10 protein-coding genes and 1 pseudogene are annotated in these 14,500 nt (G+C 72.3%); 8 read left to right on the top strand and 3 right to left on the bottom strand.

Features of this window, described 5'->3' with window-relative positions:
• Nucleotides 1–4: 4 nt before the first annotated feature.
• Nucleotides 5–211, top strand: a pseudogene (locus tag ABD198_RS08380) (ABC transporter permease); the annotation flags it as partial.
• A gap of 120 nt (nucleotides 212–331) precedes the next feature.
• Here the strand turns inward: ABD198_RS08380 and serC are convergent.
• Nucleotides 332–1,450 (bottom strand): phosphoserine transaminase, encoded by a 1,119-nt coding sequence (gene serC / locus ABD198_RS08375; RefSeq protein WP_343999004.1) that lies wholly within the window; start codon nucleotides 1,448–1,450, stop codon nucleotides 332–334.
• A gap of 121 nt (nucleotides 1,451–1,571) precedes the next feature.
• Here serC and ABD198_RS08370 point away from each other — a divergent pair, with 121 nt between their 5' ends.
• On the top strand, nucleotides 1,572–4,451 hold the full coding sequence (locus ABD198_RS08370) for an FAD-binding and (Fe-S)-binding domain-containing protein (RefSeq protein WP_425580437.1): 2,880 nt from the start codon (nucleotides 1,572–1,574) through the stop codon (nucleotides 4,449–4,451).
• 82 nt (nucleotides 4,452–4,533) lie between these two features.
• Here ABD198_RS08370 and ABD198_RS08365 read toward each other — a convergent pair whose 3' ends face one another.
• Nucleotides 4,534–5,034 (bottom strand): hypothetical protein, encoded by a 501-nt coding sequence (locus ABD198_RS08365; RefSeq protein WP_343999002.1) that lies wholly within the window; start codon nucleotides 5,032–5,034, stop codon nucleotides 4,534–4,536.
• Entirely contained in the window at nucleotides 5,031–5,726 is a 696-nt protein-coding gene (locus tag ABD198_RS08360) for a hypothetical protein (protein WP_343999000.1), read from the bottom strand. The genes ABD198_RS08365 and ABD198_RS08360 overlap by 4 nt, the downstream gene beginning before the upstream one ends.
• A 313-nt stretch (nucleotides 5,727–6,039) precedes the next feature.
• Between ABD198_RS08360 and ABD198_RS08355 the strand changes: the two genes are divergently transcribed.
• The 6 genes from ABD198_RS08355 (at nucleotide 6,040) to ABD198_RS08330 (ending at nucleotide 14,491) form a co-directional block, all read left to right on the top strand.
• Nucleotides 6,040–6,996, top strand: coding sequence for an EamA family transporter (locus tag ABD198_RS08355; protein ID WP_343998998.1), 957 nt, complete (start codon nucleotides 6,040–6,042; stop codon nucleotides 6,994–6,996).
• Nucleotides 6,997–7,140: 144 nt separating this feature from the next.
• The gene (locus tag ABD198_RS08350; RefSeq protein WP_343998996.1) at nucleotides 7,141–8,049 is read left to right on the top strand and encodes a TIGR03084 family metal-binding protein; all 909 of its coding nucleotides are present in this window, start codon (nucleotides 7,141–7,143) and stop codon (nucleotides 8,047–8,049) included.
• Between the two features lie 86 nt (nucleotides 8,050–8,135).
• Nucleotides 8,136–9,755: an acyclic terpene utilization AtuA family protein gene (locus ABD198_RS08345; RefSeq protein WP_425580438.1), complete on the top strand. Its 1,620-nt coding sequence runs from the start codon at nucleotides 8,136–8,138 to the stop codon at nucleotides 9,753–9,755.
• On the top strand, nucleotides 9,752–11,350 hold the full coding sequence (locus ABD198_RS08340; protein WP_343998993.1) for an acyl-CoA carboxylase subunit beta: 1,599 nt from the start codon (nucleotides 9,752–9,754) through the stop codon (nucleotides 11,348–11,350). The genes ABD198_RS08345 and ABD198_RS08340 overlap by 4 nt, the downstream gene beginning before the upstream one ends.
• A 7-nt stretch (nucleotides 11,351–11,357) precedes the next feature.
• A complete protein-coding gene (locus ABD198_RS08335; protein ID WP_343998991.1) occupies nucleotides 11,358–13,199 on the top strand; it encodes an ATP-binding protein in 1,842 nt (613 codons plus the stop codon).
• A gap of 125 nt (nucleotides 13,200–13,324) precedes the next feature.
• Nucleotides 13,325–14,491 (top strand): acyl-CoA dehydrogenase family protein, encoded by a 1,167-nt coding sequence (locus ABD198_RS08330; RefSeq protein WP_343998989.1) that lies wholly within the window; start codon nucleotides 13,325–13,327, stop codon nucleotides 14,489–14,491.
• Nucleotides 14,492–14,500: the final 9 nt, after the last annotated feature.

The raw sequence follows: 14,500 nt of genomic DNA, 5'->3' as shown, positions 1-14,500 counted from the left end.
GTGCCTGCCGGACTGGCTCGGCTGGGTGGCCGCCTGGAACCCGCTCTCCTCCACGGCCGCGGCGACGCGCGAGCTGTTCGGGACGCCGGTCGGCGGCGGGAACTCCTGGGTCGAGCGGCATGCGCTGCTGATGGCGGGGGTGTGGCCGGTCGTGCTGACGGTCCGCTTCCTGCCGCTGGCGGTGCGGCGCTTCCAGCGGCTGAGCCGGTAGCCGGCAATTCGCAGCCAGGGGGCTGGTCGAGGCACGGACAGGCGAAGGGGCGCCCGGCGATGGCCGGGCGCCCCTTCACTTGCGCGTTCCGTCAGCGCACGGCGCTGGTGGACACGTCCGTCAGAGCCGCTCGATCACGTAGTCGACGCACTTCGTCAGCGCCTCGATGTCCGCCGGGTCGATCGCCGGGAACATCGCGATACGGAGCTGGTTGCGGCCGAGCTTGCGGTACGGCTCGGTGTCGACGATGCCGTTGGCCCGCAGGGTCTTGGCGACGGCGGCGGCGTCGACCTCGTCCGTGAAGTCGATCGTGCCGATGACCGCCGAGCGCTTGGCCGGGTCGGTGACGAACGGGTTGGCGTACTTGATGTCCTCGGCCCAGCCGTACAGCGTGCGGGCGGAGGTGGCCGTGCGGCGGACCGCCCAGTCCAGGCCGCCCTGCCCGTTGAGCCACTCCAGCTGCTGGTTCAGCAGGAACAGGGTGGCGAGGGCCGGGGTGTTGTACGTCTGGTTCTTGCGGGAGTTGTCGATCGCCGTCGGGAGGCTGAAGAACTCCGGGACGTGGCGGCCGGAGGCGTGGATGCGCTCGGCGCGCTCGATGGCCGCCGGGGAGAAGATGCCGATCCACAGGCCGCCGTCGGAGGCGAAGGACTTCTGCGGGGCGAAGTAGTAGACGTCCGTCTCCGCGATGTCGACGGGCAGGCCGCCGGCGCCGGAGGTGGCGTCCACCAGGACCAGCGCGCCCTCGTCGGCGCCGGCCACGCGCTTGATCGGCATGGCCACACCGGTGGAGGTCTCGTTGTGGGTGAAGGCGTAGACGTCCACGCCGGCCGCGGCGACCGGCTCCGGGTGGGTGCCCGGGTCGGTGGAGATGATGTCCGGCTCGGCGAGCCAGGGGGCGAGCTTGGCCGCCTTGGCGAACTTGGAGCTGAACTCGCCGAAGCTGAGGTGCTGCGACTTGTTCTCGATCAGGCCGTGGGTCGCGATGTCCCAGAACGCGGTGGAGCCGCCGTTGCCGAGGATCACCTCGTAGCCGTCCGGGAGCTGGAACAGCTCGCGGATGCCCTCGCGTACCTGGCCGACCAGGTTCTTGACGGGGGCCTGGCGGTGGGAGGTGCCCATGAGGGACGCACCGGTCGCGGCCAGCGCGTCCAGCGCTTCCGTCCGCACCTTGGAGGGACCCGCGCCGAAACGTCCGTCGGCGGGCTTGATGTCAGCGGGAATCTGGATCTCAGCCACGGTCGGAGCCTAGCGGCTCCGGGAAAGCCGGGCGAAACGTCGTCCGTCCGGTGAGACGGGCGCGGGGCGTGCGGGACACGCGAACGGGAGGTGTGGACGGTCCTGCGGGCATGCTGGGGGAATGACCACCGGAATGACGGAGCACCGACAGCTGCGGGACGAGCTGGCCAGGGCCGTGCGCGGGTCCGTGGACTTCGGCGTCACCGCGCGGGCGCTGAACACCATGGACGCCTCCAACTACCGGCGGGTCCCGCTCGGTGTCGTCGCGCCGCGGGACGCCGACGACGTGGCGGCCGCGCTCGCGGTGTGCCGGACGCACGGCGTGCCGGTGGTGGCGCGCGGCGGGGGGACGTCGATCGCGGGGCAGGCCACCGGCACCGGGGTGGTGCTGGACTTCACCCGGCACATGAACCGCATCCTCCGCCTCGACCCCGAGGCGCGCACCGCCGTGGTCCAGCCGGGACTCGTGCTCGACCGCCTCCAGGAGGCCGCCGCCCCGCACGGACTGCGCTTCGGCCCCGATCCGTCCACCCACTCCCGCTGCACCATCGGCGGAATGATCGGCAACAACTCCTGCGGCTCCCATTCCGTCGCCTGGGGGACCACGGCGGACAGCGTGCGCTCGCTGTCGGTCGTCACCTCAGGAGGAGAGCGGCTGGAGCTCGGGCAGCGGTGGGCGGGGGCGCCGACCGGGCTGCGGGAGCTGGTGGAGGGGGAGCTGGCCCGGCTGCGCACCGGCTTCCCGGAGCTGCCCCGGCGCATCTCCGGGTACGCGCTGGACGCGCTGCTGCCGGAGCGGGGCGCCGATGTGGCCCGCTTCTTCTGCGGGTCCGAGGGCACCCTGGGCGTGCTGACGGAAGCGGTGGTGGAGCTGGTGCCGGTGCCGCGGGCGCGGGCGCTCGCGGTGCTCGCGTACGGGGACGAGAGCGGGGCCGCGGAGGCGGCGGCGGGGCTGCTGCCGTACGGGCCGCTGACCGTGGAGGGCATGGCGGCCGACCTGGTGCCGTCGCCGGCCGGCCTGCCGCGCGGCGGGGCCTGGCTGTTCGTGGAGACCGGCGGCGACACCGAGGACGAGGCGCGGGCACGGGCGGAGACGATCGTCCGCGCGGCCGACGTCGTGGACCACCTGGTGGTGACCGACCCCGCGCGGCAGCGGGCGCTGTGGCGGATCCGGGAGGACGCGAGCGGCACGGCCACCCGCATGCCGGACGGCACCGAGGCCTGGCCCGGCTGGGAGGACTGCGCGGTGCCGCCCGCCCGCCTCGGCGCGTATCTGCGGGACTTCCGGGGACTGCTGGCCGCCCACGGCCTGCGCGGCACCCCCTACGGGCACTTCGGGGACGGCTGCATCCACGTCCGTATCGACTTCGACCTCCTCACCGAGCCGGGCATCGCCCGCTTCCGCCGCTTCTCCGAGGAGCTGGCCGGCCTGGTCGTGGCGCACGGCGGCTCGCTGTCCGGGGAGCACGGGGACGGGCAGGCCCGGGCCGAGCTGCTGCCGCGGATGTACGGCGAGGAGATGGTGGCCCTCTTCGAGCGGACCAAGGCCGTCTGGGACCCCGGCGACCTGCTGAACCCGGGCATGCTGGTCCGCCCCGCCCCGCTGGACACCCACCTCCGCTTCTCCGTGCTGCCCCGCGAGCCGGTCGGCGTCGCCTTCGGCTACCCGGCCGACGACGGGGACTTCTCGGCCGCGGTGCGCCGCTGCGTGGGCGTCGCCAAGTGCCGTACCACCTCGGTGTCCGGCCCGGCGGTGATGTGCCCCTCCTTCCGGGCGACCGGCGCCGAGGAGCACTCCACGCGCGGGCGCGCCCGGCTGCTGCACGAGATGCTCGCCGGTGAACTGGTGACGGACGGCTGGCGCTCCACCGAGGTGCGGGACGCGCTGGACCTGTGCCTGTCCTGCAAGGGCTGCCGCTCGGACTGCCCCGTCGGGGTCGACATGGCCACCTACAAGGCGGAGTTCCTGCACCACCACTACGCCGGCCGCCGCCGCCCGGCCGCCCACTACACCATGGGCCGGCTGCCGGTCTGGCTGCGCTGGGTGGCCCGGACCCGGATGGCGGCCCTGGTCAACGCGCTGGCGTCGGTGAGGCCGCTGGCCCGGCTCGGGAAACGCCTGGGCGGCATCGCACAGCAGCGGGAGCTCCCACGCATCGCGGGCCGGACATTCACGCACTGGTGGCGAAGCCGCGGCGCCGCTGCCCTTCCGGACGCCCCCCTGGTCGTTCTCTGGCCCGACACCTTCACCGAGCATCTGTCGCCCTCGGTGGGGCGGGCGGCCGTGCGGGTGCTGGAGGCGGCGGGCCTGCGGGTGGCCCTGCCCCCGTCGCTGCGGCTGCGCGGCCGGCCGGTGGGGGACGCGCGCTCACGGTCGGCGGCACGGCTGCTGACCGCCCGGCGCGGCCGGGTCTGCTGTGGGCTGACCTACATCTCCACCGGCCAGCTCGACCGGGCACGGTCGGTGCTGCGCCGCACCCTCGACCTGATGGAACCGGTGCTGGAGACGGACGCCCCGGTGGTCGTCCTGGAACCGAGCTGCGCCGCGGCCCTGCGCTCGGACGCACCGGAGCTGCTGCACGACGATCCGAGGGCCGCGCACCTCGCCTCCCGCATCCGCACCTTCGCCGAGACCCTGGAGGAGTACGCCCCGCACTGGAGCCCGCCGAGGCTGGACCGCCCCGTCACCGGCCAGACCCACTGCCACCAGCACGCGGTGCTCGGCGACGCCGCCGACCGCCGGCTGCGCACCGCCGCCGGCCTCACCGGCGACCTGACCGGCGGCTGCTGCGGCCTCGCAGGCAACTTCGGCTTCGAGAACGGCCACTACGACATCTCGGCCGCCTGCGCCGAGGAACAGCTCCTCCCCGCGGTCCGCGAGGCCGGAGAAACGGCCGTGGTCCTGGCGGACGGCTTCTCCTGCCGCACCCAACTGGAACAACTGGCCGGCGTCCGGGGACGCCACCTGGCGGAGGTACTGGCGGAGGCGCTGGAGTCGTGAGCACCCCGTCAGCCGCGGCCAGGTGGGTACGGCTGCGGTCGGCTCCAGATGAGCTGATGCCGACCACAGCCGTGCCAGATGTCTATGCGCCGAGCTCGTCGATCCGCCAACCGGCGATGCCGGACGAACCGGGGAGGCCGTCGACATCGATCTTCATCTCGGCCGGGGCATCGGTGATGCGCTGACGAACCGGGACGCCGTCACACGTCACGGTCCGTTCCACGGAGCGTTCTGCCGTCACCGTGACCTGGACTGTTCCCCTCCCCGAGCAGACGACCGACAGAGAGTACGACTCGCCCTTCGACAGGGCTGATCGAGTGTGGATCCCGTCGTTGACCCGCTCGAATCCGGATTCCACGAACAGATCGCTGTCCGCGCCGTCCTCTTCGATTCCCAGGGCACGTTCCGCCTTCTTCTGCAGAGTCTTCATCTGGTCACTCGGAGCAGAATCCGGTGTGCGTGACTTGTTCTCCGGCGGTTTCCCCTTGTCCTGGGAACCGCTGCAACCCACGACAAGTGCGGCAGAGAGGAGCGAGGCGAGCAGGACGCCGCCACGGCGTGTGAGCCGTGGGCCGTGGGTCATGAGCGCGTCTCCCAGTAACGCCAACCCACCTCTTTGGTGGGCATCTTCGCCGTGCCGAATCCGAGCTTCTTCTTGCCGCAGCGGTCGGCACTTGTTTCCCACTTGGTCCAATTGACCTTGTAACCCCACGAACCGTACTGCATGTGTCCGTAGCGTCCGTTCTTGATGACGCGGGAGTACCTGTGTCCGACCGTGACACCGACCTCGGCGACCACCTTGATGCCGAACTCGGCCTTGGCCTTGGAGAGGATGACGCCGGCCTCGGCCGAAGCGTTCCCGCTCAACTCGACACTGATCTTGCCCGCCTTGAGAACCTCGACGGTCATCGTCCCGCCCGGTCCGTCCTTGTACGACGTGCCGTTCCACCAGGACGGGACGTGATAATTGGTCTTGCCTGAGACCGTGTACCACTTCTTGTAGGGATTGTCGCAGCGCTTGATGCCGATGTCGTCGGCGCCGGCCACTTCCGGCAAAGCGTCGAGCTTCTTGTCGGAGGCCAGATCCTGCGCCGATATTGTTGGCCCTTCGGTGACGTTGCTGCTCGCGTCCTGGGTGCCGACCTGGTCCTGCGAGAGCGTCTCGGGTGGTGTGTCGGCGGGGTCCTCGACTGCGTGAGAAGGAGCGGTGGTAGCTGCTCCGAGCGTCAGGATCGTGGCCGTTAATAGCAGACGGCGCATTGGTCTGATGCGCAACTTGTTCTCCCCTCGTTTGCCGCCTTGATCGGCGGGACGAGTGCAACATACGGCGGCATCGCTGCGCAGGTCGGTCAGCGAGTGATCTGCTGAGCGAAACTTGAGGTCGGATCCGTCCGGGGCTCACGTGTGGAAGGCGGGCGTCCGTATGCCGGACCGGCTTGACCGGGGGTGGGCGCGGGTCGCATGGTCAGGTATGTAAGCGGTTCACGGTCCTGACCTGATTTAATTTGGTGGACTGGACAGTGCATTGTATTGCACTATCGACAGAGTGAATCCCTTGTCTCGCGGTACCGACGCTCAGGAAGGCCCCGTGACCACGCCCAGCACCAGCACCCCGTCCACCGTCACCCCGGCGGGCCAGGGCCCGGCCTCCGTGCCGGGTGGTGCGCCCCGCGGCTGGGGGTCCCTCGGGCCGGTCGGGCTGGTGCTCGCCGGCGGGATATCCGTGCAGTTCGGCGGCGCGCTCGCGGTGATGCTGATGCCCCGGGCCGGTGCGCTCGGGGTGGTCACCCTGCGGCTGCTGGTGGCCGCCGTGGTGCTGATGACGGTCTGCCGGCCGCGGCTGCGCGGGCACTCGCGGACCGACTGGGGGACGGTCGTCGTCTTCGGCCTCACCATGGCGGGGATGAACGGGCTGTTCTATCAGTCCGTCGACCGCATTCCGCTCGGCCCAGCGGTCACGCTGGAGGTCCTCGGGCCCCTCATCCTCTCCGTCGTCGCCTCCCGCCGCGCGATCAATCTGGTGTGGGCCGCGCTGGCCCTCGTCGGTGTGTTCCTGCTCGGCGGGGGAGGGTTCAGCAGCCTCGATCCGCTGGGTGTCCTGTTCGCGCTGGGCGCGGGTGGCATGTGGGCCGCGTACATCGTCTTCAGCGCCCGCACCGGCCGCCGCTTCCCGCAGGCCGACGGGCTCGCGCTCGCCATGGCCGTGGCTGCGGTGCTCTTCCTGCCGCTGGGCGTCGCCGAGGCGGGCACCAAGCTGCTCGACCCGACGACCGTGGCCCTCGGCGGAGCGGTCGCCCTGCTCTCCTCCGTGCTCCCCTACACCCTGGAGCTGCTCGCCCTGCGCCGCCTGCCCGCCTCCACCTTCGCCATCCTGATGAGCCTGGAGCCTGCCATCGCCGCGACCGCGGGCTTCCTGCTCCTGAACCAGACCCTCACCGCCCCCGAGGCCGCCGCCATCGCCCTGGTCATCGTGGCGAGCATGGGCGCGGTGCGGACCCAGGCGGGGCCGCGGCCGGGCAAGCGCAAGGTGTCGTCCGGGATGTAGGAGGCGACTTCGGCGGCGGGCGGACGCCGCCGACCTGTTTCGCGTTGTCTTGCCCTCCGGGGTCGGCGGGTGCCTCCGGAGGGCGGCGAGAAATTCATGCAAGCGTGCTTGATTGTTTAGCGGGTCACTGCCATGCTCCCCCTCATGGCCGACCCGACGCCCGTCATCGACGACCTGTGTGCCGAGAGCGACGAACTCGACCGGCTGGTGGCCGGGTTGAGGGAGGACGGATGGAGGCTGCCGACTCCCGCGCCCGGCTGGACCGTCGCTCATCAGATCGCGCACCTCGCCTGGACCGACCGGTCCGCCCTGCTCGCCGTCACCGATGCCGACGGCTTCCAGAAGCTCGTCGAGGCGGCCCTCGCCGCTCCCTACTCATTCGTGGACGAGGGGGCCGAGGAGGGGGCCCGGGCCGAGCCCGCCGAGCTGCTGGCGCGGTGGCGCGAGGACCGTGCCGCGCTCGCCGACGCCCTGCGGGCCGCCCCCGCCGGGGCCCGCTTCCCCTGGTACGGCCCGCCCATGTCCGCCGCCTCCATGGCCACCGCCCGGCTCATGGAGACCTGGGCGCACGGCCTGGACATCGCCGACGCGCTCGGTGTGGTGCGGCCGCCTACGGACCGGCTCCGGCATGTGGCCTGGCTGGGGGTCCGCACCCGGGACTTCGCCTACGCGGTGCACCAGCTCACCCCGCCCGCCGAACCCTTCAGGGTCGAGCTCACCGCACCGGGCGGTGAGGACCGGTGGGTGTACGGGCCCGAGGACGCGGCCCAGTCCGTCACCGGCCCAGCGCTCGACTTCTGTCTGCTGGTCACCCAGCGCGCCCACCGCAGCGACCTCGCCCTCACCGCCCACGGTCCCGACGCCGACCGCTGGCTGGACATCGCCCAGGCCTTCGCCGGGCCTCCGGGCGGCGGACGTGAGCCCGAGAGCGGACGTGAGCCCGAGAGCGGACGTGAGTCCAAGGCCGGTCGTGAGTCCAAGGCCGGTCGTGAGCCCGGGACCGGTCGTGAGCCCGAGGCCGGTAGTGAGCTCCAGGGGGAGGCGGCCCCGTGACGGGCACGGCATCCGGGACGGCGAAGGCCGGGTCGCCCCTGCGCATAGGCAACGCCTCCGGCTTCTACGGCGACCGCTTCGACGCGATGCGCGAGATGCTCACCGGCGGCGACCTGGACGTCCTCACCGGCGACTATCTCGCCGAACTGACCATGCTCATCCTGGCCCGCGACCGGCTGAGGAACCCGGACGCCGGATACGCCCGCACCTTCCTGCGGCAGCTCGAGGAATGCCTGGGCCTGGCCCACGAGCGGGGCGTCAAAATCGTCAGCAATGCCGGCGGGCTCAACCCGGCCGGTCTCGCGGACGCCGTGCGCAAGCTGGCCGCCGGGCTCGGTCTGCCGGTGCGCGTCGCCCATGTCGAGGGCGACGACCTCACCGCCGCCCACCCGGGCGCCCTGGCCGCCCACGCCTACCTCGGCGGCTTCGGGATCGCCGCCTGTCTGCGCGAGGGCGCCGACGTCGTGGTCACCGGACGGGTCACCGACGCGGCCCTGGTCACCGGTCCCGCCGCCGCCCGCTTCGGCTGGACCCCGGACAACATTGATGAACTCGCGGGGGCCGTGGTCGCCGGGCATGTGCTGGAGTGCGGCACCCAGGCGACCGGCGGCAACTACTCCTTCTTCCGGGACGGCGACGTCCGGCACCCCGGCTTCCCGCTCGCCGAGATCCACGCCGACGGCAGCAGCGTCATCACCAAGCACCCCGGCACCGGCGGCTTCGTCGACACCGGCACCGTCACCGCGCAGCTGCTCTACGAGACCGGGGGAGCCCGGTACGCGGGGCCCGATGTCACCGCCCGCCTCGACACCGTGCGGCTCACCCGGGACGGGACCGACCGGGTGCGCATCGACGGGGTGCGGGGCGAGGCACCGCCGCCCGTCCTCAAGGTGGGGCTCAACCGGCTCGGCGGATTCCGCAACGAGGTCGTCTTCGTGCTCACCGGGCTCGACATCGAGGCCAAGGCCGAGCTGGTCAGGGCCCAGATGGGCGAGGCGCTCGCCAAGTCGCCGCCCGCCGAGGTGCGCTGGGACCTGGTGCGCACCGACCGCCCCGACGCCGGCACCGAGGAGACCGCCAGCGCGCTGCTGCGGCTCGTCGTACGGGACGCCGACGAGGCGAAGGTGGGGCGGGCGCTGAGCGGGGCCGCCATCGAGCTCGCACTGGCCAGCTACCCCGGGTTCCATGTGCTCGCGCCGCCCGGAAAGGGCTCGCCCTACGGGGTGTTCGAGGCGGCGTACGTCCCTCAGGATGCCGTCGGCCACACAGCCGTCCTCCACGACGGGCGCCGCGTCCCGGTGCCGCCGCCGTCGGACACAGCCCCCCTCACCGACGTACCCGAACCCCCGCTGCCCGAGCCGCTGCCCGCCGGGCCCACCCGGAGGGCGCCGCTCGGTGTCGTCGCCGGGGCCCGCAGCGGGGACAAGGGCGGGAACGCCAACGTCGGTGTATGGGCGGTCGGTGACCCCGCCTGGCGGTGGCTCGCGCATCACCTGACCGTGGAGCGGTTCCGGGAGCTGATCCCGGAGGCCGCCGACCTTCCCGTGACCCGCCACATCCTGCCCAACCTGCGCGCTCTGAACTTCGTCGTCGAGGGCATCCTCGGCGCGGGCGTCGCCGCCCAGCACCGCTTCGACCCGCAGGCCAAGGCGCTCGGCGAATGGCTGCGCTCCCGCCACCTGGACATACCGGAGGTCCTGCTGTGACGGTTCTCGACACCGCCGTGGACACCGACAGCCCCGAGTACCGGGCGCACCGCGAGGCGATGCTGGCCAAGCTCGCCGAGCTCGACGCCGAGCACGCCAAGGCCCTCGCGGGCGGCGGCGAGAAGTACATCGAACGGCACCGTGAACGCGGCAAGTTGCTGGCCCGGGAGCGGATCGAGCTGCTGCTGGACCCGGACACCCCGTTCCTGGAGCTGTCCCCGCTGGCCGGCTGGGGGAGCGACTACACCGTCGGCGCCTCCCTGGTCACCGGCATCGGGGTCGTGGAGGGCGTGGAGTGCCTGATCACCGCCAACGACCCGACCGTGCGCGGCGGTGCCAGCAATCCGTGGAGCCTGAAGAAGGCGCTGCGCGCCCATGAGATCGCGTTCGCCAACCGGCTGCCCTGCATCAGCCTGGTCGAGTCCGGCGGTGCGGATCTGCCGTCCCAGAAGGAGATCTTCATCCCGGGCGGGGCCATCTTCCGCGACCTCACCCGGCTGTCCGCCGCCGGGATCCCCACCGTCGCCGTCGTCTTCGGCAACTCCACCGCCGGCGGCGCCTACGTCCCCGGCATGTCCGACCACGTGATCATGGTCAAGGAGCGGGCGAAGGTGTTCCTCGGCGGGCCGCCGCTGGTGAAGATGGCGACCGGCGAGGAGAGCGACGACGAGTCCCTGGGCGGCGCCGAGATGCACGCGCGGGTGTCGGGCCTCGCCGACTACTTCGCCCTCGACGAGGTGGACGCGCTGCGCCAGGCCCGCCGGGTCGTCGCCCGCCTCGACCACCGCAAGGCGTACCCCGATCCGGGACCGGCCGAGCCCCCCAAGTACGACCCGGAGGAGCTGCTCGGCATCGTCCCGGACGACCTCAAGATCCCCTTCGATCCGCGCGAGGTCATCGCCCGTATCGTCGACGCCTCCGACTTCGACGAGTTCAAGCCGCTGTACGGCAGGAGCCTGACCACCGGCTGGGCCACCCTGCACGGCTATCCGGTGGGCATCCTCGCCAACGCCCAGGGGGTGCTGTTCTCCGAGGAGTCGCAGAAGGCCGCCCAGTTCATCCAGCTCGCCAACCAGCGCGACATCCCGCTGCTGTTCCTGCACAACACCACCGGCTACATGGTCGGCAAGGAGTACGAGCAGGGCGGCATCATCAAGCACGGCGCCATGATGATCAACGCGGTCAGCAACTCGAAGGTGCCCCATCTGTCGGTGCTCATGGGCGCGTCGTACGGCGCCGGCCACTACGGCATGTGCGGGCGGGCCTACGATCCCCGCTTCCTGTTCGCCTGGCCCAGCGCCAAGTCCGCGGTGATGGGCCCGCAGCAGCTCGCCGGGGTGCTGTCCATCGTCGCCCGCCAGTCCGCCGCGGCGAAGGGCAAGCCGTACGACGAGGAGGCGGACGCGGCGCTGCGCGCCATGGTGGAGCAGCAGATCGAGTCCGAGTCGCTGCCGGTGTTCCTCTCCGGCCGGCTCTACGACGACGGAGTCATCGACCCGCGCGACACCCGCACCGTCCTCGGCCTGTGCCTGTCCGCCATCCACACCGCGCCCTACGAGGGCGCACGCGGTGGCTTCGGCGTCTTCCGGATGTGAGGCGACAGTGATTGATTCCGTGCTTGTCGCGAACCGGGGCGAGATCGCCTGCCGGATCGTCCGTACCTGCCGCGAGCTGGGCATCCGCACCGTCGCCGTGCACTCGGACGCCGACGCGGGCGCCCTGCACGTCCGCATGGCCGACAGCGCCGCACGGCTGCCGGGGTCGGCGCCCGCCGGCACCTATCTGCGCGGCGACCTGATCGTGAAGGCGGCGCTCACCGCCGGGGCGGACGCGGTGCACCCCGGATACGGCTTCCTCTCCGAGAACGCGGGCTTCGCCCGTGCCGTGCGGGACGCGGGGCTGGTGTGGATCGGGCCGCCGCCGGAGGCGATCGAGGCGATGGCCTCCAAGACCCGCGCCAAGCAGCTCATGGGCATCGAGCCGCTGCGCGAGGTCACCGAGGCCGATCTGCCGGTGCTGGTGAAGGCCGCGGCGGGCGGCGGCGGACGCGGCATGCGCGTGGTGCGCGAACTCGCCGACCTGGACGTGGAGTTGGCCGCCGCCCGCGCGGAGGCGGCGAGCGCCTTCGGTGACGGCGAGGTGTTCGTCGAGCCCTATGTGGAGGGCGGACGCCATGTCGAGGTGCAGATCCTCGCCGACACCCACGGCACCGTCTGGGCGCTGGGCACCCGCGACTGCTCCCTGCAGCGCCGCCACCAGAAGGTCGTCGAGGAGGCCCCGGCACCCGGGCTGTCCGAGTCCCTCAGCGCGGAACTCCACCGTCTCGCCGTGCGCGCCGCCCGCGCGGTGGACTACGTGGGCGCCGGGACCGTGGAGTTCCTCGTCGCGGGCGACCGGGCGCACTTCCTGGAGATGAACACCCGACTGCAGGTGGAACACCCGGTCACCGAGGCGGTGTTCGGCGTCGATCTGGTCGCCGAGCAGATCCGCGTCGCCGAGGGGCATGCACTGGCGACCGCGCCGCCGGCCGCGCAGGGCCACGCCGTGGAGGCCCGGCTGTACGCCGAGGACCCGGCCCACGAGTGGGCCCCGCAGACCGGCCGGCTCCATCGCCTCTCCGTCCCCGGCGGCGTACGCCTGGACACCGGCTACACCGATGGCGACGACATCGGCGTCCACTACGACCCGATGCTCGCCAAGGTCGTCGCCCACGCGCCCACCCGCGCCGAGGCGATCCGCAAGCTCGCCAGTGCCCTGGAACGCGCGGCGATCCACGGCCCGGTGACCAACCGGGACCTCCTGGTCCGTTCCCTGCGGCACCCGGAGTTCACCGAGGGCCGGATGGACACCGGCTTCTACGACCGCCACCTGCCCGACCTCACCCGGAGCGCCCCCGACCCGCTCGCCCCGCTGGCCGCCGCCCTCGCCGACGCCCACGGCCGCTCCCGCTTCGGCGGCTGGCGCAATCTGCCGTCCGCCCCGCAGATCAAGCGGTACGCGGTCGACGGCGAGGAGTACGAGGTCCGCTACCGGCACACCCGGGACGGACTGGAGGCCGACGGGGTGCGGGTCGTGCACGCGGACGCCGCGCTCGTCGTCCTCGAAGCCGACGGAGTGCAGCGCCGGTTCGAGGTGGCCCGGTACGGCGACACCGTCTTCGTGGGCGCCACCCGCCTCACCGCACTGCCCCGCTTCCCCGACCCGGCCGACCAGCACGCACCGGGGTCCTTGCTGGCCCCCATGCCCGGCGTGGTCGTCCGCGTCGCCGAAGGGCTCACCGAGGGCGCCCCGGTCGAGGCGGGGCAGCCCCTGCTGTGGCTGGAGGCCATGAAGATGCAGCACCAGATCACCGCCCCCGCCACCGGCACCCTCACCACCCTCAACGCCAAGCCGGGCCAGCAGGTCGAGCCCGGCACGGTGCTGGCCGTGGTGCAACCCGCCTAGGAAAGCCGGCCCAGGGAAGCCCGCCCAGGGAAGCCCGCCCAGGGAAGCCCGCCCAGGGATCAAGGGCCCAGGCGCCCCATGCGCCTGCGGCCCGGTCACAGACAACCCACACCCCGGAGGACCGCGTGACCACCCACATCGAATCCGACGAGCACAAGGCACTCCGAGAAGCCGTCGCCGCCTTCGGCAAGCGTTACGGCCGCGACTACTTCACCCGCACCGTCGCCGAGGGCCGCCACCCCGCCGAGCTGTGGCAGGACGCGGCCAAGCTCGGCTACCTGGGCGTCAACCTCCCCGAGGAGTACGGCGGCGGAGGCGGCGGCATCGCCGAACTCTCCCTCATCCTCGAGGAACTCGGCGCCGCAGGCTCACCGCTGCTGATGCTGATCGTCTCGCCCGCCATCTGCGGCACGGTCATCGCCCGCTTCGGCACCGAGCGGCAGAAGCGCGACTGGCTGCCCGGCCTGGCCGACGGCACCCGCATCATGGCCTTCGGCATCACCGAACCCGACGCCGGCTCCAACAGCCACCGCATCACCACCACCGCCCGCCGCGACCCCGGCTCCGGCGACTGGATCCTCACCGGCCGCAAGGTCTTCGTCTCCGGCGTCGACTTCGCCGACGCCACCCTCATCGTCGGCCGCACCGAGGACGCCCGCACCGGACGCCTCAAGCCCTGCCTGTTCATCGTCCCGCGCGAGACGCCCGGCTTCCAGCGGCGCCCCATCGACATGGAACTCAACGCCGCCGAGAAGCAGTTCGAGCTGGTCCTGGACGACGTCCGGCTGCCCGCCGACGCGCTCGTCGGCGACGAGGACGCGGGCCTGCTCCAGCTGTTCGCCGGCCTCAACCCCGAACGCATCATGACCGCCGCCTTCGCCATCGGCATGGGCCGCTACGCGCTCGGCCGCGCCGTCGAGTACGCCCGCGAACGCACCGTCTGGAAGACCCCCATCGGCGCCCACCAGGCCATCGCCCACCCCCTCGCCCAGGCGCGCATCGAGCTCGAACTGGCCCGCCTGATGATGCAGAAGGCCGCCCACCTCTACGACGCAGGCGACGACGTGGGCGCCGGGGAGGCCGCCAACATGGCCAAGTACGCGGCCGCGGAGGCCTGCGTCCACGCCGTCGACCAGGCCGTGCACACCCTCGGCGGCAACGGCCTCACCCGGGAGTTCGGGCTCGCCTCCATGGTGACGGCGGCGCGCGTGTCTCGTATCGCACCGGTCAGCCGGGAGATGATTCTCAACTACGTGTCCCACCAGACCCTGGGCCTGCCCAAGTCGTACTAGGCCGCCGTC

Origin of the sequence: Streptomyces thermocarboxydovorans (genome assembly GCF_039524635.1) — a bacterium.
In the GTDB taxonomy this organism is placed as follows: Bacteria; Actinomycetota; Actinomycetes; order Streptomycetales; family Streptomycetaceae; genus Streptomyces; species Streptomyces thermocarboxydovorans.
The sequence above is the reverse complement of the archived record's forward strand: the minus strand, read 5'-3'. Positions and strand labels throughout refer to the sequence as shown.

Excerpts from the sequence above, each read along its gene's own strand:
- ABD198_RS08365 (WP_343999002.1), bottom strand. The coding sequence starts at position 5,034 with ATGACCCACGGCCCACGGCTCACACGCCGTGGCGGCGTCCTGCTCGCC.
- ABD198_RS08370 (WP_425580437.1), top strand. The coding sequence starts at position 1,572 with ATGACCACCGGAATGACGGAGCACCGACAGCTGCGGGACGAGCTGGCC.
- ABD198_RS08350 (WP_343998996.1), top strand. The coding sequence starts at position 7,141 with ATGGCCGACCCGACGCCCGTCATCGACGACCTGTGTGCCGAGAGCGAC.
- ABD198_RS08345 (WP_425580438.1), top strand. The coding sequence starts at position 8,136 with ATGCGCGAGATGCTCACCGGCGGCGACCTGGACGTCCTCACCGGCGAC.